The 25,989-nt window shown below is 58.9% G+C and carries 27 protein-coding genes and 1 tRNA gene; 15 read left to right on the forward strand and 13 right to left on the reverse strand.

What is annotated here, in order from left to right; genetic code table 11:
* Nucleotides 1-203 precede the first annotated feature (203 nt).
* A complete protein-coding gene (locus HU742_RS07470) occupies nucleotides 204-893 on the reverse strand; it encodes a crotonase/enoyl-CoA hydratase family protein (RefSeq protein ID WP_186640746.1) in 690 nt (229 codons plus the stop codon).
* Nucleotides 894-927: 34 nt separating this feature from the next.
* Entirely contained in the window at nucleotides 928-1,074 is a 147-nt protein-coding gene (locus HU742_RS07475; protein WP_186640745.1) for a hypothetical protein, read from the reverse strand.
* Between the two features lie 126 nt (nucleotides 1,075-1,200).
* Between HU742_RS07475 and HU742_RS07480 the strand changes: the two genes are divergently transcribed.
* Nucleotides 1,201-1,290 (forward strand) — tRNA-Ser (locus HU742_RS07480).
* A 29-nt stretch (nucleotides 1,291-1,319) separates the two neighbouring features.
* Here the strand turns inward: HU742_RS07480 and HU742_RS07485 are convergent.
* Complete coding sequence (locus tag HU742_RS07485; RefSeq protein ID WP_225923550.1) at nucleotides 1,320-1,991, reverse strand: Abi family protein; 672 nt, start codon at nucleotides 1,989-1,991, stop codon at nucleotides 1,320-1,322.
* Nucleotides 1,992-2,434: 443 nt separating this feature from the next.
* On the opposite strand from HU742_RS07485, the gene HU742_RS07490 reads away from it, so the two are divergent.
* The 4 genes from HU742_RS07490 (at nucleotide 2,435) to HU742_RS07505 (ending at nucleotide 5,280) form a co-directional block, all read left to right on the forward strand.
* The gene (locus tag HU742_RS07490; RefSeq protein WP_186645039.1) at nucleotides 2,435-3,478 is read left to right on the forward strand and encodes an apurinic/apyrimidinic endonuclease family protein; all 1,044 of its coding nucleotides are present in this window, start codon (nucleotides 2,435-2,437) and stop codon (nucleotides 3,476-3,478) included.
* Nucleotides 3,479-3,615: 137 nt separating this feature from the next.
* Nucleotides 3,616-4,098 (forward strand): nuclear transport factor 2 family protein, encoded by a 483-nt coding sequence (locus tag HU742_RS07495; RefSeq protein WP_186640846.1) that lies wholly within the window; start codon nucleotides 3,616-3,618, stop codon nucleotides 4,096-4,098.
* A gap of 214 nt (nucleotides 4,099-4,312) precedes the next feature.
* Nucleotides 4,313-4,645, forward strand: coding sequence for a type II toxin-antitoxin system HigB family toxin (locus HU742_RS07500; protein ID WP_186640674.1), 333 nt, complete (start codon nucleotides 4,313-4,315; stop codon nucleotides 4,643-4,645).
* Entirely contained in the window at nucleotides 4,642-5,280 is a 639-nt protein-coding gene (locus tag HU742_RS07505) for a helix-turn-helix domain-containing protein (protein WP_186640673.1), read from the forward strand. The genes HU742_RS07500 and HU742_RS07505 overlap by 4 nt, the downstream gene beginning before the upstream one ends.
* 16 nt (nucleotides 5,281-5,296) lie before the next feature.
* Here HU742_RS07505 and HU742_RS07510 read toward each other — a convergent pair whose 3' ends face one another.
* On the reverse strand, nucleotides 5,297-6,262 hold the full coding sequence (locus HU742_RS07510; RefSeq protein WP_186640672.1) for a DMT family transporter: 966 nt from the start codon (nucleotides 6,260-6,262) through the stop codon (nucleotides 5,297-5,299).
* A gap of 136 nt (nucleotides 6,263-6,398) precedes the next feature.
* Between HU742_RS07510 and HU742_RS07515 the strand changes: the two genes are divergently transcribed.
* The 3 genes from HU742_RS07515 (at nucleotide 6,399) to HU742_RS07525 (ending at nucleotide 10,609) form a co-directional block, all read left to right on the forward strand.
* The gene (locus tag HU742_RS07515; protein ID WP_225923608.1) at nucleotides 6,399-6,971 is read left to right on the forward strand and encodes a hypothetical protein; all 573 of its coding nucleotides are present in this window, start codon (nucleotides 6,399-6,401) and stop codon (nucleotides 6,969-6,971) included.
* A gap of 61 nt (nucleotides 6,972-7,032) precedes the next feature.
* Nucleotides 7,033-7,836: a diaminopimelate epimerase gene (gene dapF, locus HU742_RS07520; RefSeq protein WP_186645037.1), complete on the forward strand. Its 804-nt coding sequence runs from the start codon at nucleotides 7,033-7,035 to the stop codon at nucleotides 7,834-7,836.
* A gap of 583 nt (nucleotides 7,837-8,419) precedes the next feature.
* Nucleotides 8,420-10,609, forward strand: a complete 2,190-nt coding sequence (locus tag HU742_RS07525) for a response regulator (protein ID WP_186645035.1) — start codon at nucleotides 8,420-8,422, stop codon at nucleotides 10,607-10,609.
* Between the two features lie 377 nt (nucleotides 10,610-10,986).
* Here the strand turns inward: HU742_RS07525 and HU742_RS07530 are convergent, their stop codons facing one another.
* Nucleotides 10,987-12,318, reverse strand: coding sequence for an IS4 family transposase (locus HU742_RS07530; protein ID WP_189664530.1), 1,332 nt, complete (start codon nucleotides 12,316-12,318; stop codon nucleotides 10,987-10,989).
* Nucleotides 12,319-12,699: 381 nt separating this feature from the next.
* Here HU742_RS07530 and HU742_RS07535 point away from each other — a divergent pair, with 381 nt between their 5' ends.
* The 5 genes from HU742_RS07535 to HU742_RS07555 all read left to right on the forward strand — a co-directional run bounded on the left by HU742_RS07535 (nucleotide 12,700) and on the right by HU742_RS07555 (nucleotide 15,076).
* On the forward strand, nucleotides 12,700-13,113 hold the full coding sequence (locus tag HU742_RS07535; protein WP_186611469.1) for a glycine zipper domain-containing protein: 414 nt from the start codon (nucleotides 12,700-12,702) through the stop codon (nucleotides 13,111-13,113).
* Nucleotides 13,114-13,233: 120 nt separating this feature from the next.
* Nucleotides 13,234-13,407 carry a hypothetical protein gene (locus HU742_RS07540; protein WP_186645295.1) on the forward strand — a complete coding sequence of 58 codons (174 nt, stop codon included), beginning with the start codon at nucleotides 13,234-13,236 and terminating at the stop codon, nucleotides 13,405-13,407.
* A 57-nt stretch (nucleotides 13,408-13,464) separates the two neighbouring features.
* Nucleotides 13,465-13,671 carry a hypothetical protein gene (locus HU742_RS07545; protein WP_186611467.1) on the forward strand — a complete coding sequence of 69 codons (207 nt, stop codon included), beginning with the start codon at nucleotides 13,465-13,467 and terminating at the stop codon, nucleotides 13,669-13,671.
* Nucleotides 13,672-13,757: 86 nt separating this feature from the next.
* Entirely contained in the window at nucleotides 13,758-14,126 is a 369-nt protein-coding gene (locus tag HU742_RS07550) for a hypothetical protein (RefSeq protein WP_186645293.1), read from the forward strand.
* Nucleotides 14,127-14,380: 254 nt separating this feature from the next.
* Complete coding sequence (locus tag HU742_RS07555; RefSeq protein ID WP_186645291.1) at nucleotides 14,381-15,076, forward strand: HAD-IA family hydrolase; 696 nt, start codon at nucleotides 14,381-14,383, stop codon at nucleotides 15,074-15,076.
* Nucleotides 15,077-15,149: 73 nt separating this feature from the next.
* Here HU742_RS07555 and HU742_RS07560 read toward each other — a convergent pair whose 3' ends face one another.
* Nucleotides 15,150-15,896, reverse strand: coding sequence for a 3-oxoacyl-ACP reductase family protein (locus HU742_RS07560; RefSeq protein WP_186641633.1), 747 nt, complete (start codon nucleotides 15,894-15,896; stop codon nucleotides 15,150-15,152).
* A gap of 125 nt (nucleotides 15,897-16,021) precedes the next feature.
* Between HU742_RS07560 and HU742_RS07565 the strand changes: the two genes are divergently transcribed.
* The gene (locus tag HU742_RS07565; protein ID WP_186641635.1) at nucleotides 16,022-16,945 is read left to right on the forward strand and encodes a LysR family transcriptional regulator; all 924 of its coding nucleotides are present in this window, start codon (nucleotides 16,022-16,024) and stop codon (nucleotides 16,943-16,945) included.
* 9 nt (nucleotides 16,946-16,954) lie between these two features.
* Here HU742_RS07565 and HU742_RS07570 read toward each other — a convergent pair whose 3' ends face one another.
* The 3 genes from HU742_RS07570 to HU742_RS07580 all read right to left on the reverse strand — a co-directional run bounded on the left by HU742_RS07570 (nucleotide 16,955) and on the right by HU742_RS07580 (nucleotide 20,471).
* Nucleotides 16,955-17,683 carry an aspartate/glutamate racemase family protein gene (locus HU742_RS07570; RefSeq protein ID WP_186641637.1) on the reverse strand — a complete coding sequence of 243 codons (729 nt, stop codon included), beginning with the start codon at nucleotides 17,681-17,683 and terminating at the stop codon, nucleotides 16,955-16,957.
* A 61-nt stretch (nucleotides 17,684-17,744) separates the two neighbouring features.
* Entirely contained in the window at nucleotides 17,745-19,274 is a 1,530-nt protein-coding gene (locus HU742_RS07575) for an NCS1 family nucleobase:cation symporter-1 (RefSeq protein ID WP_186641638.1), read from the reverse strand.
* A gap of 453 nt (nucleotides 19,275-19,727) precedes the next feature.
* On the reverse strand, nucleotides 19,728-20,471 hold the full coding sequence (locus tag HU742_RS07580) for a phosphoadenylyl-sulfate reductase (protein WP_186641639.1): 744 nt from the start codon (nucleotides 20,469-20,471) through the stop codon (nucleotides 19,728-19,730).
* Between the two features lie 173 nt (nucleotides 20,472-20,644).
* Between HU742_RS07580 and thrH the strand changes: the two genes are divergently transcribed.
* A complete protein-coding gene (gene thrH, locus HU742_RS07585) occupies nucleotides 20,645-21,262 on the forward strand; it encodes a bifunctional phosphoserine phosphatase/homoserine phosphotransferase ThrH (protein ID WP_186645289.1) in 618 nt (205 codons plus the stop codon).
* A gap of 51 nt (nucleotides 21,263-21,313) precedes the next feature.
* Here the strand turns inward: thrH and pabB are convergent, their stop codons facing one another.
* The 4 genes from pabB to rloA form a co-directional block, all read right to left on the reverse strand.
* Nucleotides 21,314-22,657, reverse strand: a complete 1,344-nt coding sequence (gene pabB, locus HU742_RS07590; protein ID WP_186645287.1) for an aminodeoxychorismate synthase component I — start codon at nucleotides 22,655-22,657, stop codon at nucleotides 21,314-21,316.
* Between the two features lie 257 nt (nucleotides 22,658-22,914).
* Nucleotides 22,915-23,901, reverse strand: coding sequence for an alpha-L-glutamate ligase-like protein (locus HU742_RS07595; RefSeq protein ID WP_186611457.1), 987 nt, complete (start codon nucleotides 23,899-23,901; stop codon nucleotides 22,915-22,917).
* A complete protein-coding gene (gene rloB / locus HU742_RS07600; protein ID WP_186641642.1) occupies nucleotides 23,901-25,433 on the reverse strand; it encodes an osmotic stress tolerance membrane protein RloB in 1,533 nt (510 codons plus the stop codon). Before rloB ends, HU742_RS07595 begins: the two co-directional genes overlap by 1 nt.
* A 5-nt stretch (nucleotides 25,434-25,438) precedes the next feature.
* The gene (gene rloA / locus HU742_RS07605) at nucleotides 25,439-25,975 is read right to left on the reverse strand and encodes a retropepsin-like aspartic peptidase RloA (RefSeq protein WP_186641643.1); all 537 of its coding nucleotides are present in this window, start codon (nucleotides 25,973-25,975) and stop codon (nucleotides 25,439-25,441) included.
* Nucleotides 25,976-25,989 lie beyond the last annotated feature (14 nt).

The raw sequence follows: 25,989 nt of genomic DNA on the forward strand, positions 1-25,989 counted from the left end.
GGTGGCGCAGTGTACGGATGTGCACTGTTTTCAGCAATTGTCCCTATAGAGGTAGGAGATGGCCGATGTTTAAGCGTATGTTTCGAAACATCTGTAAGAAGCAGACTAGAGCGGCCGCGGGATTTTTACACCGCATGCGTAGGAAAATCCCGCATAGCCTGAGCGAGGGAGCTTGCTCCCGCTGGGTCGCGCGGTAGCCCAGTTCAGCCCATGTATTCCTGATCCAGCAAAATCGCACTGTCCAACGTCTCCAGCAGCGCCTTGCGAACCTTGAGCTTGGTGTTCTTGTGAGCCGTCATGTTGATCTTCTTTAACTGGCGCGCCGCTTCCAATGCCGCCGCTTGCAACTCGTCAGCCGAGACCACCTTATCGAGGAAGCCGGCATCCACGGCGCTCTGCGGGTTAAACATTTCGCCATTGATGACCGAGCGGTGAAAGGCAGACTTGCGCAAGCGATCGCGGGCTAGCTCAATGCCGGCATGGTGCATGGTCATGCCGATTTGCACCTCATTCAGCCCAATCGTGAACGGGCCCTCCACACCGATGCGGTAGTCCGCCGACAGCAATAGGAACGCACCCTTGGCCACTGCATGCCCCGAGCACGCGACGATGACGGGATAGGGGTGCGACAACAGGCGCCGGGCCAGGGTCGAACCGGACGCGACCAGGCTCACCGCCTCCTTGGGCCCGGCGGTCATCACTTTCAAATCGTAACCGCCCGACAGAATCCCCGGCTGCCCGGTGATGATCACCACCGCGCGATCGGCCACCGCCTGGTCCAGCGCGGCGTTGAACGCGACGATCACGTCAGGCGAGATAGCATTGACCTTGCCGTTGTTCAAGGTCAGGGTCGCAATACCGTCGTCGAGGTGGTAGGCAATCAGGTCGCTCATGGCGCTATTCCTTGTAAGAGAAGTGGAGCAGACGTTACCCACCGCCGCAGGCCAGGTAAAGCACCATGACTGACTCGCCGGTCAGCCGCGCCCCCGACAAACAGCCCGGCCCGCCCAGCAGGCCGCGCCTCCTTCTATAGCGCAGCACACAGACAAAGCCGGAGTTTGGCCGGTTTGCCATGCCCCGGCGCGTTTGAAACGCCAGCCAGCCTTAACCACATGAAAATTCTGAAAAAAACCTTTGCCATCGGAAAAGCTTTCGACTACATTAGCGCGCCTCGACAGACGGAACAGTTTGCCGAGACACGGTGAAGTGTCCGAGTGGCTTAAGGAGCACGCCTGGAAAGTGTGTATACAGGAAACTGTATCGAGAGTTCGAATCTCTCCTTCACCGCCACATTCTACAAACACAAACCCCTGATTTTCTTAGAGAAAGTCGGGGGTTTGTGGTTTTTGGTGTGTGGGAAAGGGCGCTATGGGACCCATCAGGGAGCACAAAGCATAGTCAGATCCCAAACAGCGCCCGGGGGAATCCTGTTTCATCAGGCAAACCCAGCGATGCAAATGGACAGCCCGGCACCATAGGCTTGGAGTCGATGACGTCTGCAACCTGCTGTATCCATTCGAGTTGGCTCCGATGGTTTTGACCAGATACCAAATGATCGCAATCAATCCGTATAGACGGCTCGTTGCATTCGAATCGAGGGAAAGTCTTTCGAAGTAGCGATCATTCGGAATGGTGGGCAGCGGATTGGCTGGAACCTGGTTCCAGATGCGGCTGTGGTGGGCGCACCGGTTTCGCAGGGTGTTGATCTCTCGCAGCCATTCTTTCAAGATTTTTGTGTGGGTGAGGCCAAACCGCTTGCAGATTCTGTTCCGGTGGCTGTCCTTCAAGATCTCGTAGTATTTCGATGCGGTGAACTGGGTGCCCGAGGCAAACGAATCTTGGCGTAATGGTTTTTTGCTAACGGTGCACAGCATCACGTTGCCGCTGGCATCGCGGAGAAATTCACGGCACGGGTACCAGAATCCGCTTAAGCGGTAGTAGCCGACCTGTCTGAGCTTACGTTCGGCTCGGGGTACGTCGGCGATTTGCATGCCACGGCTGGCGAGTAGGGAGCAGAGGGCGCTATAGGATCTAAACGGTTTTGGCGGAGCTAATTGTTGCGACATCCGTTGTCCAGAAAAAAGAAGGCCCAAACATAATGCTGGACTGAGCCAGCACCAGGGGTTCGGGCGCTATTGGGCTGATTATCTGTGCTGAAGGCGAGGGCGTCAATCCGCTGTCTCGTTTGAGCGGCAATAGGCGAACGGGTGAAGCCTATTGCTTGTTTGTAAGGCCAACAAGCCGGTTTCAGGTAGATACCCAACGTAAACGCACTCTCTTACGTAGCTCCCAGATTTATCCTACTTTCTTAGTTCGGCGTAACTCGGTATGTAGGCGACGGGTTTGCTGTCTGCTGTCAAATAGCCAATCAAAAAGCACCACTCGGCCACCGCAATGTCTACCGCCCATACGGACTCAACGGCCAGGACACTCCATGACCCACCCCCGAATCGGCTTCGCCTGCCAATATCGGCACCCAGATCGCGGCCTTTCAGTCAGCGCGTTAAAAGCAATCGAAAGCCCATTCAATCCTCGCACCACGACGTTGCGCTGGATGGATGGCGTCTCTCCCCAGGTCGCCCGCGACAAGCTAGTGGAAGTGGTCGTCCACAATCTCGACGCGCAGTTGCGCCTTATCGCCTACGTTGCCGAGTTGCCGCCTACTCTGCGCATGCTTCGCCTGAGCAGCGACCTGCTGCCGTTCTACAGCCATCCGAAAGTGCGCGGGTTCTATCAGGACACTGTTATTCAACATCAACTTGAAGAGCGTTTCGCCGCGATCGGCGATCTGGCGCGTTCGGCGGATGTCCGATTGTCTTTTCACCCTGGCCAATACTGCGTGTTGGGTTCGGATAAACCATCGGTGGTGGAAAACAGCATCGCCGAGTTTGAATACCACGCCGACATGATTCGGATGATGGGCTACGGACGGCGCTTCCAGGATTTCAAATGCAACGTGCACATCGCCGGGCGCCTGGGAGGCGAGGGGATTCGTGGGATCTGGCCGCAACTGTCGGAAGTGGCACGCAATTGCATCACGTTTGAAAACGAGGAGAAAACTTACGGCGTGGATGATTGCCTGCAACTCGCTGACCTTGCCCCCGTCGTGCTGGACATTCATCACTGTTGGATCAACGAGAACGACTACATCGCGCCGGATTCCTCGCGAGTCGATCGCATCATCGAAAGTTGGCGTGGGGTTCGGCCCACCATGCATTACTCGCAGCCGCCGGAGCGCCTTCAGGAGCTGGGTTTCGATGCGGACCGCAAGCTTGAGATGGAGGCGTTGTTGAAGGCCGTTTCCAAACGTGATTTGTACGGTCACAGTGATCAAATGTGGAACGACTGGACGAACACCTATGCGCTCAGGTTCCTGGACCGTTTCGACATTATGTTGGAGGCGAAAGACAAGAACCTGGCCGCGCAGGCGTTCTATGAAAATGTTGCGCGGCCGTATCTTGCTGCATTGTCGACTTAAGCGAACTTCAGACCACTGAACAGCATCATGCAACCCCACAGCAGTATCGGGCAAAAGCTTAACGGCGCATGCCGGTAAGGTTCTTCCTGAAGACCCTTACCCACTGAACTGCTGTGAGGTACATCATGATGAAATGGATGAGTTTGGCCTGGCGCGTCCAGGTTCTCGCTTTGTCTTTAATATTTTCAACGGCCCACGCCAGGGCCTCGGAGAACACTCAAAACACCAACACGGATCTGGTCCGCCAGGCATTCGCTAACTGGCAGCAAGGCAAAGGCTCGGCGTTCGATCTGCTGGCGCCCGATGCCAAATGGACCGTGGCCGGCACGAGCCCCGTTTCTGCTGTCTACGCCAGCAAGGCTGAGTTGGCCCAAGCCGTGCGGCCAATTACTGCGAGGCTGGCAACGCCAATTGTCCCTACGGTGCGCAGTATCGTTGCCCAGGGCGATGTCGTGGCGGTTCTTTGGAATGGAACGGCCACGGCGCTGGATCACAAACCCTACGACAACACCTATCTGTGGCACATGACGTTCAAGAATGGCCAGATCGTTGAAGTGACGGCTTTTCTGGATACCTACGCCTTGGACGACCTCATGCGACGGGTGAAACCCGCGCAGTGATGGCCTGTCGGAAACCGCGTGCTGGGCTATATTGTTCGAGCGCCCGTTTGATGGGCGCGTTGCCAATTCCCTTGCGCAACGCGCCCTTTCTGTTTGAGCCCCCGCCGCTTGCGCCTTTGAAATCTTTCCACATATGAATGCTCCCGGCAGTCATCAAACAGAAGTTGTGAAAAAACACAACAAGAGTACCATCGGCCCGAAGACAAGGACGCCCATGGATATACTCACACCATCACGTTTTGGCGACGCTGCGATTCTCTACCCAAACGATAAGGCTGGGCTTGATCGTTGCCTGCGCATTTTAAGGATGGCGCGCCCCAAAGGGTTCTCGGACCTGCAAAAGCTTTTCGGTGTGCACGGTGTCGACTTGTTCAAGCCCAGAGCTGCGATGAATTGGGTGGTGATCGACGTGGGTGGCAATAATCTGAGGGTGATAGGCGGAGTCAACTTCACCCGACAGAAGTTCTACGTCAAACACATCTACGCGCATGCTGATTACGACGTTGCCAACATCTGGTATGCAAGAAACAAAGGGGTAAGACGATGAGCGCAGCCCGGACCGACTTTCAAACCGTGATCGCTACGCTTGGCGAGCTACACGCGGTACTGGATCGCCTGCGCGGTGAGTTTGTGCACGGCATCAAAACTCCTGCCGACTATAAGCGTGCGACGGACTTGCTCGATGCGCTCACCGATGGGCACGAGCTGAACAGAACCGAAGAGAGAATTCTCGTTGAACTTGAGGATGAGATCCTGGCCTACCAGAGCGACTCCGACCAGTTTCGCGAATCGAATGCCGCTTTTGAGGCGACCTGCACGCCTGTACAGCTGATCAAGGATCTTATGGAGACGGTCGGGCTCACCGGTTCAGACCTCCCTGAAATCGGCGATAAAACGGCGGTGTCCAAAGTGCTCAATGGCGATCGGCCTATCAGTCACAAGATGGCGTATGCGCTGGCCGAACGATTTGCGATGGAGCCGAGTGCTTTCTTGACCGCAGGCTCGATAGAGGCGGCTCATATCGAAACTGTTCGTCTTCCCGTCGGTAAAACTTCAGCGTATCACCGCTTTCGCAACGACCCGTTGACCGCCCATTCAGTGAAAGAGCCCAGCGCTGGTGAATACAAAGTGGTGGCTTCGAAGGGCCGCAAAAAAACAGTCGAAGAGCCTGACAAAGGGTAGGGCAGTCATCTGCTGATTAAGGGCCGGGGCCAGTTGACGACTCACGGGAAGTCAGGATGATACGCACGCCCATCACCATCCCAACCAACACAGCGGCAAGACCTGTCGTCTCCAGAACTGTCGGCAACCGGCCATGAAACCACAAGCCGAGTAATGTCGCGAACAACGACTCCAGAGCGATCAACTGCCCGGAAAGCACCATGGGCAGGCGCCGTGACGCGGCGTTCCAAGCCCAGGCCCCGACAACGGATGACATCAGCGCAATCCCGAAACCCCAGAGGTATAGATCCCCTGCAACGGAAACACCAAAACCCAGGCTCGGCAGTTTGAGCAGATCGAGGGCTTGTACCGTCGGTAGCAGGCACAAGGTGCCGATTCCGGCGCCGACCATCATGAGACCGGTCCACGCACCTGATGCATCGGCTGGCAGCTTAAGCAGCGCCCGCTGATTCAACCAGCTGAATGCGAGCCACAACAACACGGCGCCAATTGAAAATAATAAGCCCATCAGCCACGAGCCATCGCTTGCGACGGGTTGATGGATCGCGCCGAGATTCGACAGCAGAAGTCCAACCGTCAAAAACATCAGTGGGATCGCCAGTTTGCGCCATTGAAGGGTTTTGGTCGTGGCGTTGCCCAGCAGTGCCAGCAAGACCGGCACCATGCCAATAAAGGCGGGGGTCAGCACCGGCCCGCCGAAGATGATGCCGGCGGCGATACAGGCGCTGTAGCCGAGGTAGCCGATCACGCCCAGGCCTGCGGCCAGAAAAACCTGATTGGGGCGCAGGCGTCGAAGCTGGGCTCGGTAGATCAGCATGACAGCCAGGCCCAGGGCACCGGCGATCAAGAATCTTACGATCAACAAGTCATAGATCGTGTAGGCACCGGTGACGTAAGGCGCAATGAAGTTCAACGCCCAGCTCAGCGTCGCGACCACGGCGAGGGCTAGTCCGGTGATGAGGTTCGAGTGGGTCCGGATCATCAGGCGTGCGCCCCGATGCACCGGCCATTGCAGCGAGTCCCTGAACCCTCTATAAAATCTCGCGCTGGCATCGCGTCCCTTTCGACCGTCGTTGGCCCTGGATATCTGACCTGCATGGAGCATCATCGTGAGCCAAATGTTTCCCCACCTCAACTCCCGAACTGACATTCGCCCCCGCAGTACGTTTCGCGCGCTGCGACATGCCTTTAACCTCAGCTTCCTGGCGCTGCTCAGCGGATGCGGAGCGCTGTCGGACGTCCGCTCTTTCTCCACCCCCTACTCAACTCCCGATGGTGCTGAGACCGCGCGCTTGCGGGTGATCAGCGATGGCATGGTCAGGGCTGTCCCCAAGTCTGATTGCGTGGACTTCCGTCTGCCGGGCGCGGGCGTCATGGTGGCGTTGCGCGATGGATACGCCAATCGCAACGGTGAGAACCTGGGCATGCCGGCTATCGGCAAATCCTCGCCCTCTACGGTAATGACTGAGCTGCGAGTGCCCGCCGGGAAGCCCATCGCTTTTCATTACATCGGGGCTCAGTGCTACAACATGTTCAGCTTTATTCCTGAGGCAGGAATGGATTACCAGCTGGAAGCAGCGGGGCGTTATGAATGTACGGTGACACTCCAGCAACTGCCTGCGGGATCGACGCAGCTCCCCCCTTCATTCTTGAAGGACAGCAAACTGTGTAGGGCAACGGACAACTTATAGCGTGGCGATTTTTCGACCGATCGATCAAATGGCCCCCATTCTTCGCTGTCAGGATCAATCCATGCCGTTGAGCTTTCAAAAGATGCATGCCAATGGCGACGACTTCGTCATCGTCGACGCGCGAAACGCCGTTAACCCAATGACAAGTGCCATGGTCCAGCGAATGGGTAATCGGAACCGGGGCGTGGGCTTCAACCAACTCGCGGTGCTGCTCGATTGCGACGATGCCGATGCGCGCGTGATGTTCTGGAATGCAGATGGCTCCGCATTGGATGTTTGCGGCAGTGCGACGCGGGGGGCTGCGGACCTGCTCATGCGCGAGGCCGATGTTACTTCGATAACCCTGCGCACTAACCGTGGGCTGCTTACTAGCGAACGTACCCCAACCGGCGACATTTCCGTCGACATGGGCGTGCCGCTTTTCGGCTGGTCGGACATTCCCTTGGCGCAAGAGCTGGACTCCACTGTCTTGCCACTGGCCGGCAATCCAGCCGCGTGCAGCATGGGAAATCCCCACTGCACTTATTTTGTCGATGATCTGGCTAGCGTCGACATCGCAACGATCGGACCGGCCATCGAAACCAACGTGCTATTTCCACTCAAGACCAACGTTCATTTCGTCCAGGTTGTTGATCGCAAACATATTCGGCTGCGCATCTGGGAGCGCGGGGCGGGTATTGCGCTGGGTTCGGGGTCTTGTTCATGCGGTGCGGTTGTCAACGGGATTCGTCGTGGTTTGTTGGACGGTTCCGTCGAGGTTGAATGTGACGGCGCAAGCGTGACGGTGCAATGGGATGGCGTGGGTGCGGTCTTTCTTATCGGGCCGGTGGAGGCGAGTTTTTCGGGGACGATGAGTCAAGGCTGAGTCGGTAGGCTTTCCACCCCGACATAGCAAGGATCCGCAGGAAGTTCAGCTTGCTCGCCAACGCGGCAGTGAGTTACACACGGTCTTAATATTTACACACTCCGTGGCGAGGGAGCTTGCTCCCGCTTGAGTGTGCAGCGCTCACAAAAGGGGCTGCTGCGCAGCCCAGCGGGAGCAAGCTCCCTCGCCACAGGTTGTCGGTTTGCAGGCTTATTTGGCGGGCAAGCTTAAAGTGGAACCTGCCGGTGCCGCATCCAATCGACGGGCAATCACATCCATCACATCACACCCATCACGCAGCGGGATGCAGCAGAGCTGCGCCAGATCCTGAAGGGTCGCGGGTATCTGAGCTGTATGTCTTACAACCCAGCAAGCCCGCCACTTACATCAGGCCAAATCCCAACGATATGTAGGATATTTCTGTAGCCTCATCGCCCGTGTCCGCCCCTCACCCTCCATTTGCCCCTCCGGCGCATCCCACAATCCAATCGCGCATCCGCACAAGGCGGGGGATAATACGGCCCAGCTTGGGGTTACAAGCGCTACCCTAGTTGGTATTGGCGGCTGAGAAGGATCGAACGCAATGACAGATTGGCTGCAAAGCTATGGCGAAATGGCTGGGCGGGTACGCCGTCATGATTGGAACGGCACCTCCCTCGGACCTTTGGATAAGTGGCCCGATGTGCTGAAGACCACGGTGGCGCTGAGCCTTGCTTCCCATTTTCCCCAGGCCATCATCTGGGGGCCCGAACTGGTCACGCTTTACAACGATGCGTTCGCCCCCATTCTCGGCAGTAAACCCGAAGCGCTGGGCCGACCGTATGATGAAGTCTGGCAGGAAGCCTGGAGCGAAATCAGTCCGATCATGCAGGCGGCCTTTGAGGGTCAAGCCACCTTCATTGAGAACTTCCCGCTGGTCATTGAACGCGGTGGTGGCCCTGAACAGGCCTATTTCACTTTCTGCTACAGCCCCATTCGTGACCAGTTCGGCAAGGTCGTGGGCGTGTTGGATACGGTCACCGAGACCACCTCCACGGTGTTCATGACTCAGCGGCTCGCCGTGCTTGATGCCATTGGCAGCGCCGTGGCGAATGCCACCGATCCGCAGACCATCATGGCGACCACTACGCGCATTCTGGCGGCGCACCTGAAGTTGTCCAATTGTGCCTACGCGGACATGGATGAAGACGAGGACGGTTTCACCATTCGCGGCGATTGGGCGAGAGCCGGGTCGCCTAGCATCGTCGGACATTACCGACTGGCGGATTTCGGTCGACTGGCCGTGGCCAATCTGCGGGCCGGCAAGCCATTGGTGCTGAACGATAACCTGGCGGAACTCGAACCGGAGGAAGCGGCAACCTTCCAATCGATCGGTATCGCGGCCACCATTTGCGTTCCGTTGATAAAGAACGGGCGTTTGACCGCACTGATGGCAATTCACGACAAAACGCCTAGGGTCTGGTCTTCCAACGATCTGGCGTTGCTGATGGAAGTCACGGAGCGATCCTGGGCCCACATCGAGCGCGCCCGCGCGGACGCCGCGGTACGTGAAGGCTTGGCCGCACTGGCTGAATTGAATGCGACCCTGGAGCAACGGGTCGAGGAACGCACCGCGCGACTGAAGCAGACCGAAGCGGCGCTTCGTCAGTCGCAGAAGCTCGAAGCCATAGGCCAGCTCACTGGCGGTGTCGCCCATGATTTCAATAATCTACTGACAATCATCCGCTCCTCCGTCGATTTCCTGCGAATGCCCAATCTGTCCGATGAGCGCCGGCAGCGCTACATGTCAGCTGTTGCCGAGACGGTGGAGCGCGCGTCGAAGCTGACCAGCCAGTTGCTCGCGTTTGCCCGCCGCCAGCCCTTGAAACCGGAAGTCATCGAGGTGGGCAAGCAGGTGCAGAGCCTGGGAGACATGCTGGAAACCGTGACTGGCGCACGAATACGGGTCAAGGTCGAGTTGTGCGACCGACCTTGTTATATCCGCGCTGATTTAAGCCAGTTCGAAACGGCCATCATCAACATGGCGTTGAACGCCCGGGACGCCATGAACGGCCAGGGAACGCTGTGGCTCAGGCTCAATTGCGGTGCCGGCATACCGCCGATCCGTGGCCATGCCGGGGCGGCGCAGGCTTTTGCTGCCATCGCCCTGGAGGATACCGGCACCGGGATCGCTCCGGAGATACTCGAACACATCTTCGAACCGTTTTTCACCACCAAGGAAGTGGGCAAGGGTACGGGGCTGGGGTTGTCCCAGGTGTTTGGTTTCGCCAAACAGTCGGGTGGCAACGTCGACGTTTCCACCGTTGTCGCAAAGGGGACCCTGTTCACCTTGTATCTTCCGGAAGTGGAAGCTCAAGAAGTGCATTTACCTCCCATGGAGGAAACCCCGCATTTGAGGTTGGAAAAGGGCCGGCGCCGGGTACTGGTCGTGGAAGACAACCTGGAAGTCGGGCGTTTCGCCAACCAGATTCTGCAAGACCTGGGGTACGAAACGGCCTGGGCGACCAACGCTGAGCAGGCACTGGAAATGGTCGGCCAGGATGCGATGGCGTTCGATGCGATATTTTCCGATGTGCTTATGCCTGGCATCAGTGGCATTGCGATGGCCAGGCAGCTGCGCCAGCGTCGCCCGGATCTACCCGTGGTGTTGACGTCTGGCTACAGCGAAGAGTTGGCTCGTAGCGGGCATGAGGGTTTCGAGTTTTTGTCCAAACCCTATTCCGCCGATCAGGTTTCCCGTGTCTTGAGCCGGACGCTGCTGGGCACCGAATGAATGTTTTCTTTTCGAAACAGCGCATTCCATTCGTCGGTCAAGGGTGTCAACGAACGGCCAGTCTGTTGATGACCGACTAGTCTCTTTGCTGTGAGGATCGATATCTCCAGGCGATCGTTTGTTGCCGGTATCGACCTTGGCGAAAGGGGAAATGCGATGGGAGCACCGTACAGCGAGGAAAACGGAGCCGCGTATCCGGTCAACGAAGGACTGCAATGTGGCCAGTCGGCGTATCGATCAGACTTTGGCGATGAACCAATCAAGTCCATCAGGACGAAGGTTGCCAAAGTGCAGCGAGGGGAAAGGGCCAAGTTTTTGCCCAAGGTTCCTATCAGGAAATAACGTAAGCACAGCCCCGTCACCGAATGTAATGCTGTTCACTTAAGCGGAGCAGCCTTACGGTCCACTGGGTACCGGGTTTTGGAAATCTTCACCGTCCTTGGCCTTCCCGGCCTTGGGCGGTGATTCAGAAACATTCCTCCTACTCCTCCCCTCAGCTCGCTTAGCCTCCTTCCTGTTGCCGATACCGGATTAGCTGCTGCCATCACTATCAACTGCACCGCTATGTACTGGCAGGCAGGCTTGAACCGTATATCCGAAGGTGCGCGGCCGAACGCTACAGCGGCTTGGCTGGCCTCTCTACGAATAATGTTATAAGCCAGCAAAAGCCCCCAGACCTCCTGATAAATCAACTCGACTTTCTTACTGCGCAGCGTTACCGCGTTCTGTTGCATCGAGCTTTTGATATCCCTGAAGCCCAGCTCAATCTCCCATCGCTCCAGGTACAGCTCAGCCACAGCTGCGGTGTCGTAGTCCTCGACAGGCAGAGAGGTAAGCAGCGATCTGACTTTCCCATGGCTTTCATAGCTAACTTCACGCACTTCCCAACTCAGGGGCAACTCAGGATTTCGTTTACGTGCCTGAGGGGAAACCTTCATCCGGACGAGACGGTCGTGCTCGCCGTAGCGCTCTACTTCCTCCATGACCAAATTCTTGCGAGCAGGTGTCAGCCAGTGTCGGTTCGTGCCGCCACCAACCACGCTTAGCAGTAGATCCGCGCCCCAGAAGCCTTTGTCGAACAAGGTGATCGAATTGTCCGGAATTTGCCCCAGAAACGTTTCGGCCAACCGCATTTCACTGCCCCGATAAGGGCTGAGCTGCGCATCGAGGATGACATGCGAACGGACATTCATCAGCGCAACGAGCCGCAGCATCGGAAACGGGGTCTGACGGTCGGTGCCGGTATTACCGGAGCCAAAATGTTCTCTGAGCTCAGGTGAGTCAGCAGTTCGCAGTAGTGCACCGTCCACCGCGAAGACTTGTAGACCGTTCCAGTCATCTCCCTCGTAGCGCTCGTTGCCCCAATGTTTACCGGTCTGACGGAACAGCGATTCAACTGGGTCAGCGCCCAGCCTTTTGCGAGCTTCAGTTACCCCGCTTCGGGCCAGCAACTGATCAGAAGCCAAGCCTTGCGCGCAGATATTCAAACGCCTGGCGACCTCATGAACAGGCTCATCGCGGAACAGAGCCATGCCCAAAACTAGCCAAAGAACTTGATCGCTCGGCAAGCGGCGCCGTCGTATCGTGGCTTGCGCCGAGAGGTTCAGCGCACTCGCTACCCACTCGATGGGGATGTTCTGAGTGAAGGTGCTCAGGTCAGAAAAATTGAAGAGATCGCCGAGGTCGAGCAACTGCTGCTGAATGGGCATAAAAAAATCCGATGCCAGGGTCTGACATCGGATTCTCTAGAAAGCCCGGCTTGGACTCAAATGCTTAAGTGAACAGCATTACGTCACCGAATGGGGCTTTTTTTTGCAGTTATTTTTAGAGAATTGGACGTTTCGTAAATATTTTTAATCTTTTTCCTACAGACAATTGCTTTCACGTTTCTTTCACACTCGCACGCGTAGTCTCAGCTCATCCGTTAGAAAGCAGTACCTGCCCGTTTCCCCAGCGGGCTTTTTTTTGCCTGTCATAAAACTACCCTCATGTTTGTGGTCCAACCGTCATGGCTGACGCGGTTTGGCGTACACTCGCGCTCGCGCGCATCGGCCATCTACCCCTGATGCGGCATTCTTGAGGTTTTTATCATGCGTTTGACTTTGTCCACCTTGGTGCTTGGGCTTGTGGTCGCTCAGGGCGCAATGGCCGCTGGCGACGGTACCGCTGCGGTCGGCGGTGGTCTTGGCGGTGTCTTGGGTAACGTGGTCGGCCAGCAGATGGGCGGCAGCACAGGCGCTGCGATTGGCGCCGGTGTCGGTGGCGCAGCCGGCAGCGCGGTGGGGGCTCGCAAGGGCAGCCGTACGGAAGCGGCCATTGGCGGTGGCCTGGGTTCGGCCGGCGGTTCGATTGTGGGCAACCGCCTGGGCGGTTCTACCGGGTCGACCATTGGCGCGGGCGTCGGCGGTGCGGCTGGCGGAGCGTTGGGCAGCAACCTGTCCAACGATAACGACGGCCATTCCGGTGGCAAGAAGAAGCACAAGCACAAGAGAAAACACCGCTGAGCGGACGCTTGATTGAAGAGACCCGGCCTAGTGCCGGGTTTTTTCTTATTGGGCATTTCCCGGAACGTTTGCCCGACCACCGCCTCGAACGCATACACACTTGCAATAGTGAGGTCTGCCATGACGCCGGAAACCGAAGGCAAGGAAGAAAAAGGCCCCTCGGGCGTTCCGTTCATCAATGATCCGGGCGTGAATGACCCGGGCAATGAAGATCCAGGTTCGCTGATGGACGACGCTCAGGTTCCGCTGATCGAGGGCGAAGATACTGAGCCTGAAGATGAATCCTACGATTGAAGCTGCCCAAGCGCAGCGCCGATGTCCTCGTAAAACTGCATGATCAGGAGATTTGCCATGACTGCCGACTCGCCTGTCCCAGACGATGATGAAACCCCGGAATATCCGTTGCCATCGCCAACCGACTCCCTGAGTCGCGATCAGCGTCCACCTGAGGACGAGGAGGCCGGTGTAGAACAAGTACCAAGCGACGACCAGGATGTCGAGGCGACTCCGGACGACCCGGACATTGCCGGTGACGACGCTTCCGGCAAGCCAAGCTGATTGACAATCCGCCCGTCGATTTTGCGGCACCATCGGCGTGCCAGGGGTGCCAGACATCAGGTAGTCATCTTAAAAGGAGATTGACCATGATGAAGTCAAACCTGAAGGCTTTGGCACTCGCCGGTGTTCTTTGTGCCAGTCCATTGGCGGTTTTCGCCCAGTCCTCGGACGACGCACCCGTGGACAAGGGAGGCATGCCGCCCTCGACCCAGATGGACGCCGGATCCACCACCGAGCAGACCGGCAACGCCTTGCCTCCCGGTTCTGTGGGTGGCGGCAATGGTGGCGATGCCAGCGGCAGCAGCACCAGTCCGGGAACCGGCAGTGGCTCGACCAGCGGTGGCAGTACGATGGGCGGCGGATCTTCCGGCTCAAGCAGTGGAACCGGTAGCAGCAGCGGTGGCAGCTCAAGCGGCGGCGGATCAGGCTCCGGTTCGGGTGCGTCCGGCGGCTAGGGCACAACCCACTGTCGATCACCCCTGTGTTCGTGGCGAGGGATTCTGTTCCTTTGGGGGCGAAGCGCCCCCAAAGGCAGCCCGTCGCTGCCCGGTCAAGCAGCAGCTCATCCCTCGTCACCTCGTTACGAAAATTTCCCATTGCCTGCATCCAGCGCGCCTCGTTATTCTGCTGAATCCTTTAAGGCGAACACGTTGCGCTGGCCGCACCTGAGCCCTCCCTGAAATGTTGTGTTAATAACGGATCAGATGCGATGAATGCACCGCTGAAAAAGTTGGGCCCGATCAAAGCCGTGATCTTCGACATGGATGGCCTGCTGTTGGACACCGAAGGCATCTATACAGAGGTTACGTCCATCATTGCCGAGCGCTACGGGCGTACGTTCGACTGGAGCCACAAGCAGAACATCATCGGGCGCGGCGCGGGTGACCTGGCTCGTTATGTGGTCCAGGCGCTGGAGCTGCCGATCACCCCGGAAGAGTTCCTGGTCATCCGCGAACCGCTGATGCGCGAACGTTTTCCTCATGCCCTGGCGATGCCCGGCGCTGAGGAATTGGTGCGCCATTTGAAGGCCCATGACGTGCCCATCGCGGTAGGAACCAGTTCGGCGCGCCAGTCGTTCGAGCTGAAAACCACGCTGCACCGGGACTGGTTCGCGCTGTTCGATTTCATCGTGACGGCGGATGATCCGGAAGTGGGCGCGGCCAAGCCGGCGCCGGATATCTTCCTCACTGCGGCCCGTCGCCTCGGCGTTGCGCCGAAAGATTGTCTGGTCTTCGAGGACTCGCCGTTCGGCGTGACGGCGGCAAAAGCCGCGGGCATGACCGCTATCGCTATTCCGGATTCGGCCATGGCTGACGAGAAGTATGCCCATGCCGACGGGATCATTCGCTCGCTCAAGCTGTTCCAGCCAAGCCTGTGCGGTTTGCCAGAGATGGAGTGGGCCTGACGACACACTGCGAGGCAACGCAAAAACGCCGGTCATGGCTCAACCATGACCGGCGTTTTTGTGTGGCTTGGGATCAGGCGCCAAAGCCGCCGTCGATGGTCAGGCTGGCCCCGGTGATATAGGCCGCTTCCGGGCCTGCCAGATAGGCAACGAAGCTGGCGATTTCTTCCACCGTGCCATAACGCCCTACAGCCATGAGATCCATCAGGCTGGACGCGAAGTCGCTGTCTGCTGGATTCATGTCAGTGTCCACTGGACCGGGCTGCACGTTGTTGACGGTGATACCCCGTGGGCCGAGGTCGCGCGCCAGGCCTTTGGTCAGGCCCACCAGGGCAGACTTGCTCATGGCGTAAGGTGCACCGCCCGCGAAGGGCATGCGGTCGGCGTTGGTGCTGCCGATGTTGATGACTCGACCGCCTTCGGTCATGTGGCGCGCGGCGGCCTGGGTGGCGACAAAGACGCTGCGCACGTTGACGGCCAGGGTCCGGTCGAAATCCTCCAGCTTGAACTCGTCCAGCGGTGCCATCGCCAGGACACCGGCGTTGTTGACCAGGATGTCCAGCCGGCCAAAAGCGTCCACAGTCGCATCGACGGCGCTGCGGATGGCGTCGGCGTCAGCGCTGTCAGCCTTGATCGCCAAGGCCTTGCCACCGGCTGCGGTGATGCTGTTCTGCAGTTCTTCGGACTTGGCGGCGGAACTGACGTACGTGAAGGCGACTGCAGCGCCTTGCGCAGCGAGGCGTTTGACGATGGCGGCGCCGATGCCGCGGGAACCGCCTTGGATCAAGGCGACTTTACCGTTCAGTGTCTGATTGCTCATGGAGGTCTCCAAAGGTGCCGAGGCGAGGTGCCGCGGTTGATGGGGCGAGTATCAAGACTCGGCTGACGGCTGTGTAGACCTCCTTTGATATAGTCTGTGTGAACCAAAAGTTTATAGTGAGCGCCATGGAGACTTTCAGCAGTATCGAATGCTTCGTCCGCAGCGCCGAGGTCGGCAGTTTTGCCGAGGCAGCGCGACGCTTGAGCCTGACCCCGGCGGCGGTGGGCAAAAGCGTGGCCAAGCTTGAAGCGCGCCTGGGCGTGCGGCTGTTCCAGCGCAGCACTCGCAGCCTGACACTGACCGAGGCCGGGCAGTTGTTCCTGCGAGAAGTGGGCAGCAGTTTCAATACGATCCAGAACGCCGTCGCCAACCTGGCCAGCGCCGGTGGGCAGCCAGCCGGTACGCTTAAGGTGAGCATGGGCACGGCGTTCGGACGACTGTTTGTCGTGCCATTACTAGGGGAATTCCTGCGGCGGTACCCGGCGATCAACCCGGACTGGCATTTCGATAATCGCCAGGTTGACCTGATCGGGCAGGGCTTCGACGCGGCCATCGGGGGCGGGTTCGAGCTGCCTCAAGGCGTGGTGGCGCGCAAACTGACGGTGGCACATCGGGTGTTGGTCGCGTCCGAAGGTTATCTACAGAATCATGCTGCGATCACTGAGCCGCAAGATCTGGCGCACCATCAAGGCATCCTGATTCGTTCGCCACAGACCGGGCGTGTCCGTTCCTGGCAACTGACCAATCGCAACCGGGAACATAGCCCGCTGATGCTCAAGGCGCGCATGACTATGAGTGACTCGGAAGCCGACTGCGCGGCCGCCGCCCAAGGGTTGGGGATCGGGCTGGTGAGCATGCCGATCGCCATTCCTTTCCTGGAGTCCGGGGGGTTGCAGCGAGTCCTGCCAGACTGGTACGTCGATGACGGCAACATCTCCATTTATTACGCCGAGCACAAACTGCTGCCGGGCAAGACCCGGGCGTTCGTGGATTTCATCATTGAACAGTTTGCCGAGCAGGGGCTTGCGCAGCGGTTCAGCGCGGTCTGAAGTTTGAACTCATCGCGCAAACCGCCCCGGCCAGCCAATGATGGTCTTCGGTCGGGGCGTCGCGTAGGTGCGTACTTTTGACGTCGACAAGCCCAAGCGCACCAGTGATTCGGCGATGGTCACCGCTGCGGTTACCCCATCGACCACCGGCACGCCAGTGCGCTGGCGGATCTGTTCATCGAGCCCGGCCATGCCGCCGCAACCCAGGCAGATGACCTCGGCCTTGTCCTGGCTGACCGCCAGTTCGGCCTGGTACACGATGGCTTCGAGTGCCCGTTGTGGATCCTGCTCAAGTTCCAGCACCGCCAGGCCACTGGCCCGCACAGAGGCACAGCGGTCGAACAGTCCTGAGAGCTTGAGGCGGTCCTCGATCAGCGGCACCGTGCGGTCCAAGGTAGTGACAACCGAATAGGCATGACCGAGGAACATCGCGGTGCTGGCGCCGGCATCGGTGATGTCCACCACCGGCACGTTCAGCAGCTCCTGCAAACCTTCGCGGCCATGTTCGCCATAACCGGCTTGGATGACCGCGTCGAACGGCTGGTCGTAAGACATCACCCGGTCCATCACGGCGATTGCTGCCAGATAGCTTTCAAAGTTGCCTTCGATGGAGTCGGCACCAAAATGCGGCGTCAACCCGATGATCTCGGTGCCCGGCGCGGCTACGGCCTGGGCCTGTCGGGCGATGGCCTGGGTGATGGATTCGGTGGTGTTGACGTTGACGACAAGAATTCGCATGAGCTGTCCTTTTTAAACACATACATGAGCGGCCCGCACCTGACGGGCCACCGGTCATGGATCAATGGCTGACGTTATCCACGGCGATGGATTCGCCGCTGACGTCCTCGTAATACGGCTGGCGCTTGGCAATGATCAGGTACAGCAACCCTGCAATCGAAGCGCCAATCAGCCAGGAAAACGGTGAAACGCTGTCGAAACCGGGCACCAGCGCCAGGATAATCGCGATCAGCGCCGCAGGAATGAACGCTCCCACCGCCCGCAGATTGACCCCATTGCTGTAGAAATACGCACCATTTGGGTCCTCGCTGTACAGTTGCGGCACGTTGATGCGGCCTTTTCGCAGCAGCCAGTAATCGACCATGATCACGCCGTACAACGGCCCGAGCAGGGCGCCGAGGCCGGACAGGAAATACACAATCACTAGCGGGCTGTTGTACAGGTTCCATGGCAGGATCAGCACGGCAATGGCGGCGCTGATCAGCCCGGCGCGACGGAAGTTCAGGTATTTGGGCGCCAGATTGCTGAGCACGAAGGCCGGGGCGACGAAGTTGGCCATGATGTTCACCGCCACGGTCACGATCAGGAACGCCAGGCAGCCGAGCACCAGGAAGAAGGTGTTGGGGATCGAGGCGATGACCTGGGTCGGGCTTTCGATGATCTGGCCGTTGATCTGGAACTGCGCACCGCACAGCAGGATTGTGATCGCGGCAAACAGCAGAATGTTTACCGGCAAGCCCCAGAAGTTTCCGACGACTATGGTCCGACGGCACGGCGAAGACCGGGCGAAGTCGCAGAAATTGAGAATCAGCGTGCCATAGATGGCCAGCCACAACGCGCCACCGGCGAATATGTTGCGCCACATCTCGCCGCCGGTCAGCGGTTCACGGATTGACCACGCGATGGTGGCATCGGCCTGGATGTACATCCAACCGGCCAGCGCCGCGACTGTCACCAGGATGACTGGCCCGGCAAAGCCTTCGTAACGGCGCACCGTTTCCATGCCGTAGGCCAGGATCATCAGTTGCACGAACCAAATCGCCACGAAGCACACCCAGCCCAGGCTCGATAGCCCAAGGATCGAGTTGTGATCGTACTCGGCGAAGCCAGGATGGATCGCGGTCAACAGCACTCGGAACACCACCGAAGCGAGGTATGTCTGAATGCCGAACCAGGCGATGGCAATGACTGCCCTGATCAGCGCAGGAATCTGCGCGCCGTGGATGCCGAAACTGATTCGGCTGATGACGGGAAACGGCACCCCGGTCTTTTGTCCCATGTACCCGGACAGGTTCATGAAGCCATACACCAACGCCGCGCCGATTCCCAGGGACAGGAGGATCTGCCAGCCGCCCAGGCCCAGTGCGTACAGGCCGATGGCAAATGAGTAATTGGCGATGTTGTGCACATCGTTGGTCCACAAGGCGAAGATGCTGTAGCGGCCCCAGCGGCGGCCTTCGGCCTTGGTCGGTGCGAGATCCTTATTGTGTAGCCTGGGGCTCAACGTGGGAAGGACTGCGGTTGGGTCATCAAAGGCAGTAGTCGGGGAGGGCAGATCCAGCGCGATATTATTGGAGAGACTTGTACGCATTCCGGCAGGCTCCTGATTCTCAGGGCCGCGATGACTGTGCATGAGCGCGGGGCTCGGCAGATCTTCGTCGCGGCGGGGCGAGCAATCATTGATTACGGGGCATCTGCAGCCTGTACGGGATAGGGCGCTTCAGGCTGTCGGATCTAAAGTGTGTGTACGTTTCCGTATAGTTGTATACAAAACGCATGTCGACTAAAGCCAGTTTTATGCCAAACCGGAATCTATAAAACGCCTGCTTAATTTCGTTTCGTTATCTGTTACGACTAACTAACTGAAATACAACTTTTAAAAATTGACCATTTGAACAGGTATTTCTAAAAGCGAGGCGAGTGCGAGGACGGTCAGGCAGGCTGACCATGGGACGGGGTGTAACTTTTTCGCGCAGGGTGAGCGATGAGTGCACACAAAAATGGCACCTGAGGTGACATTTTTGTGTACAGGGATAGCGTCTCGTCAGAGCGTCTTGGATTTGGCGATGATGTTGCCGGCGTGCAGCCCGCATTCCTTCTGCGTAGCTTCTTCCCACCACCAACGACCTTCCCGCTCGTGCTGGTTCGGCAGGACCGGACGAGTGCAAGGCTCGCAGCCGATGCTGATGAAGCCGCGTTCATGCAGGCTGTTGTAAGGCAGCTCCAGCATGCGGATGTAGCCCCAGACTTCTTCGCTGGTCATCTGCGACAGCGGGTTGAACTTGTACAGGGTGCGCTCGGGGGTGGAAAACGCTGTGTCGATTTCCAGCACTGCCACCTGGCTGCGGGTGCCGGGGCTCTGGTCGCGGCGCTGGCCGGTGGCCCAGGCGCGGACATCGGTCAGCTTGCGTCGCAGCGGCTCGATCTTGCGGATGCCGCAGCACTCGCCGTGGCCGTCTTTGTAGAAGCTGAACAAGCCTTTTTCCTTCACGAAGGGTTCAAGTTTCGTGTAGTCCGGCGAAACCAGCTCGATATCGATCTTGTAATGCTCGCGCACCTGGTCGATGAACCGATAGGTTTCCGGATGCAGGCGACCGGTGTCGAGGCTGAACACTTTGACGTTCTTGTTCAGTTTCCAGGCCATATCCACCAGCACCACGTCTTCGGCGCCGCTGAAAGATATCCACAGATCGTCGCCGAACTCGGCGAAGGCCAGCTTGAGGATGTCCTGCGGGGACTTGTTGGCATAGGTCGTGGCGAGTTCCACGATGTCAAACGTTGGGCTCATCAGGGCGGTTTCCTACAGGTCGGTGGCGCTGGGCGCTCTATATGGGGCTGATGGTAACAAAAAGCTGCCGGGGCTGGCGCGCTCCTGTGCGTTGCGCAGGCTTCGTTGAATGGCTAGAGTCGGCAGTCCTTTGGTTCGCTCAACCGATAAACATCAAAAAATGGGAGTGTCTTGTGGAAATTGCCTGTCTCGACCTGGAAGGTGTGCTGGTCCCGGAGATCTGGATCGCCTTCGCTGAAAAAACCGGGATTCAATCCCTCAGGGCAACCACTCGGGACATCCCCGACTACGACGTGTTGATGAAACAGCGGTTGCGCATCCTCGATGAGCATGGCCTCAAGCTCTCCGACATTCAGGAGGTGATCGCCACCCTCAAGCCACTGGACGGTGCCATCGAATTCGTCGATTGGCTGCGCGAGCGCTTCCAGGTGGTGATTCTTTCCGACACGTTCTATGAATTTTCCCAGCCGCTGATGCGCCAGCTGGGCTTTCCGACGTTGCTTTGCCACCGGCTGATTACCGACGATGGCGGGCGGGTGACGGGCTATCAGTTGCGTCAGAAGGATCCGAAACGGCAGTCGGTCCTGGCCTTCAAGAGCCTGTACTACCGTGTGATTGCAGCGGGGGATTCCTACAACGACACGACGATGCTCGGTGAAGCCGACGCCGGGATTCTGTTCCATGCGCCTGACAATGTGATCCGCGAATTCCCGCAGTTCCCGGCGGTGCATACCTTTGCCGAGTTGAAGCAGGAGTTCATCAAGGCTTCGAACCGCCCGCTGAGTCTGTAGACCCGAGCGGGTGATCGTTCCTACGTGAGCGTGGGAGCGATCACTGAAGTCCTAAAGTTCCTGCAGGGTTTCGAGCAAGACCCGGACCTTGGTCATCGATTCCTGATACTCGGCTTCCCAATCCGAGTCCGCGACAATCCCGCCGCCACCCCAGCAGCACACCTGCCCATCCTTGACCAGCAAACTGCGAATGGCGATGGAGCTGTCCATTTCCCCGCGCACGTCCAGGTACAGCAATGAGCCGCAATAGAGTCCGCGCCGGGTTGGTTCGAGTTCGTCGATGATCTGCATGGCGCGGATCTTCGGCGCGCCGGTGATCGAACCGCCGGGAAAGCTGCCGGCGATCAGGTCAAGGGCGTCCTTGTCTTCGGCCAGCTCGCCAGTCACGCTGCTGACCAGGTGATGCACGTTCGGGTAGCTTTCCAGGCTGAACAACTCCGGCACCCGTACCGAGCCAACGCGGCAGGTGCGGCCCAGGTCGTTGCGCAGCAAGTCGACGATCATCAGGTTTTCGGCGCGGTCCTTCGGGCTGGCCAAAAGATCAGCGGCGTGGGCGACGTCTTCCTCGGGCGTTGTGCCCCGGGGCCGGGTGCCCTTGATCGGTCGGGTTTCCACTTGGCCTTCGCTGACCTTGACGAAGCGCTCCGGGGACAGGCTCAGCACGGCGCCGCCATCGTGCAGGCTCTGGAAACCGGAAAACGGCGTCGGGCACGCGGCTCGCAGCGCCTGGTAAGCGGCCCAGGCATCACCCTGGCAGGGGGCGCGAAAGCGTTGGGCAAAGTTGACCTGGTAGCAGTCTCCGGCCTGGATATACGCCTGGATACGCTCGAATGCTTGCCGATAGTCCTCGGCGCTGAGGTCGGGCGTCATCGGGCCTTGGAGGTTGAACGCAGTGACGGGCGCCGGGTTTGGACGGGCGAACAGCTCGATCAGTCGCTGGCGTTCGCTTTCGCCGCAGTGGGGATGGAAGACCAGTTGGCTTGTGCGGGCCTGATGGTCGGTGATCAGCGCCCAGTCATACAGGCCGAAGCGCGCGTCTGGCAGTTGCAGGTCGTCCTTGGCATGGGAAGGCAGGGCCTCCAGATGCCGGCCAAAGTCATAACTTAGATAGCCGATCAGGCCACCGGCGAACGGCAGCTGCACCGTGGGCGGCAGCTCTGCGTGGCCCAGTTGCGTCAGATGCGTGCGAAGGCGTCGCAGGAAGTCGCTGCCACTTTCGTCCGGTAACACCGCCAGTTGCACCAGCGACCAAGCGCTGAGCAGGTCGTACCGCCCGCGCTCGGCACCCGGCCGGCCGCTGTCGAGCAGCACGCTGCCGGGAGCATGGCGGATCGCCGCGAAGTAGTCGGCGGGGTTGGCACGGTAGGGCAGCGGGTGTACGGAGCAGGTTGGCATGGGCGGGGCGGGTCAGCCGTTCAGGCGGGGGGGCGATTGTAATCCCCTGTAGGATTTGCTCCTAGAGGGATGTCGGTATTGAACAGGTCTGAAGCTTCAATGAGACCCGTGGCGAGGGAGCTTGCTCCCGCTGGGCAGTTGAGCGCGATCATTCTGATACACCGAGGTGCTGGGCTTTGGGGTTGCTGCGCAACCCAGCGGGAGCAAGCTCCCTCGCCACAGGGCTCAACCTTCAGCTTCGGTTTTCATCCTCAGCTTCAACCCTCAACCGGCGGAATATGCCCAAACAATTCCTGGGCAAACGCCACGCGTTCTTCCACGGTTTCGATAACGCCGCGGGCCTTGAGCTCTTCCAGGCGGGCTTCCACGGCATGGGTGCGCAAGGTCAGGCCGCAGTCGTTGGCAATCTGGATGTTCAGGCCCGGTCGGGCGTTCAGTTCCAGGATCAACGGGCCTTTTTCCTGGTCCAGCACCATGTCGACACCGATGTAGCCCAGCCCGCAGAGTTCATAGCAACCGGCGGCCAGTTTCATGAAACCGTCCCAGTAGGGCAGTTGCACGCCGTCCACTGCGTTGGTGGTGTCGGGGTGTTTGGTGATGATGTTGTTCAACCAGGTGCCGCGCAGCGTCAGGCCCGTGGCGAGGTCAACGCCGACGCCGATGGCGCCCTGGTGCAGGTTGGCCTTGCCGCCGGACTGGCGGGTCGGCAGTCGCAGCATGGCCATCACCGGATAGCCCATCAGCACGATGATACGGATGTCCGGCACGCCTTCGTAGCTGATGCTCTTGAAGATCTGGTCTGGGGTCACGCGGTATTCGATCAGCGCGCGGTCACGGTGTCCGCCAAGGGAGTACAGGCCCGTAAGGATGCTGGAGATGTGGTGCTCGATTTCCTCGTGGCTGATGATTTTGCCAGACACGGTTCGATAGCGGCCCTCGAAGCGGTCGGCGATCACGATGATGCCGTCGCCCCCGGCGCCCTGGGCCGGCTTGATCACGAAATCGGTACGCCCGCCGATGATTTCGTCGAGCTTGTCGATTTCCTTCTCGGTGGAAATCACTCCATACAGCTCCGGTACGTGAATACCGGCAACGATCGCCCGCTCCTTGGTGATGATCTTGTCATCGACGATGGGATACAGGCTGCGCTTGTTGTACTTGAGCACGTAGTCGGCGTTACGCCGATTGATGCCCATGATGCCCCGGGCTTCCAGGGCCTTCCAGGTTTTCCAGAGGCCGAACATCAGGAGTCAGCCTTGACGAAAGCCTTGAACCGCACCAGCTCGGTCAGGCGGTAGCCGCGATAACGACCCATGGCCAGCATGAAGCCCACCAGGATCAGCAGGACCGCCGGGAAGGTGAACACGAAATACACCAGCTCCGGCACGCTCATGATCAGGTGCGCCAGCGACGCGGCGAACAGCGTGCCGATGGCGACTTTCATCGCGTGGCCGGCGCCGCGTTCTTCCCAGGTAATGGACAGGCGTTCGATGGTCATGGTCAGGATCACCATCGGGAACAGCGCCACCGACAAGCCGCGCTCCAGGCCCAGCTTGTGGCTGAACAGGCTGATGGCGGCGATCAGCACCACCACGAACGTCAGCACCACCGAGAGCCTCGGCAGCATTTGCAGCTTGAGGTGCTCCAGGTACGAACGCAGCGACAGGCCCAGCGTGGTGATCACCGTGAACAGGATGATCCCGAAGCCCAGCTGGGTTTCACGGAAGGCCAGGGCGATCAGCACTGGGGTGAAGGTCCCGAGGGTTTGCAGGCCGATCAGGTTGCGCAACACCAGGATCACCAGCACGCCGATCGGGATCATCACCATGATCATGAACGTCTGCTGGGTTTGCAGCGGCAGGCCGTAGAGGGAATATTCGAGGAAGTTGGCGTCGGTGTTCTCGTCCGTCAGCTTGGCCAGGCGAATGGCGTTCATTTCGCTGTTGTTCATGCTGAAGGTGACGGTGGCTTTCTTGCCACCATCGACGGTGATCAGGTTCTCATCGCCAGTCCACCACAACAGACGGTCGGTCGGCAGGCCTTGCTCGCCGGAGTCCGGATTGAAATACAGCCAGTCGGTGCCGTTGAAACTGCGCAGCCACAGCTCGGGCGTCTGCGGCTGGTCGGCCACCAGGCGGATGGTATGGACCTTTTCCACCGGCACATGGGCGATGGACAGCACCAATTCGACGATACGCGCCTTGTTGGCCGAGGAAGGGTCACCGGCCAGCAACAGCTTGACGTTGTCGTCGTTGAGGTTGTTGACCCGCTTGATCGCTTCGCTGATGAAGGTCTCGACGTCGGCCGAGTGCTGGCGGATCGGTGCAAGCAGGGCTTCGGCGGCAAGTTTTTCCGGGCCTTCGACGGCGATGCTGTCGCGGAAGGTCGGGCCCTTGATTTTGGTTTTCTCGGCGCTGTAGCGCTTGGTCAGCACCAGGCGGTAATACAGGGTCTGGTTGCCTTTGGCACGACGGGCCGACCACGTCACCTTGCGATTGCCGTCGACCCGGTTCACCGCCACGCCGTAATTGTTGGAAATGAAACTCTCATTGAGGCTCACATAATCGCGGCTCAAGGGCGGCACGAACATCTGGATCTTCACCGGATCCTTGGCGTTGGGCACGAATTCGACCTTCGCATCGATGTTCCACAAGTCGTCTGTGGCGTCTTCGGTGACCGGGATGCCGAGCACGAAAATCTGATAGGCCGTCACCGACAGGCCCAGCACCACCAGGATGGCGATCAGCATTTTCAAATGGAGGGTAAGGGAGCGCATTGGAATTACTCTGCGGTATGAGCGGCATTGGCGCAGGCGGGTTTGCCGGCAGCGTATTTAAGACTGGGGTCGACCAGCGCATCGAAACGCTTGAGCGCTTCGGAGCCGATCAGCAACGGGTATTGGAAGGCGCTGCGGTCGGTCAGGTTCACTTCGATGCTGCGCAGGGCAGAACCCATGCAGATGTCGAGTTCGATGACCGGCCGGGCCGTGTATTTCTTGCCTTCTTCCGGGTCGTAGTCACCGGCGCGGCGTTTGATCTTGCTGACTCGGGCCAGCGGGCGCTCGATGGGGTGCGAATGGGCTGCGTCGATGGCCAGGTAGAAACGCACCCAGGATTCGCCATTGCGCTTGAAACGCTTGATGTCCCTGGCGCTGAGGGATGCGGTCTTGGCGCCGGTGTCGAGCTTGGCGGCGACCTCCAGGTCTATGCCTTGCAGCGCAGCATATTCGTTGAGGCCGTACACGGTTTTCTCACCCGCCGCGGCAAGCCCCGGCAGGCACATGAAATAAAAAGCAGCAGATAAGGGCTTGAGTGTCATAGATCCTGGTGCGC

The organism is Pseudomonas marvdashtae, from assembly GCF_014268655.2.
Classification (GTDB): Bacteria; Pseudomonadota; Gammaproteobacteria; order Pseudomonadales; family Pseudomonadaceae; genus Aquipseudomonas; species Aquipseudomonas marvdashtae.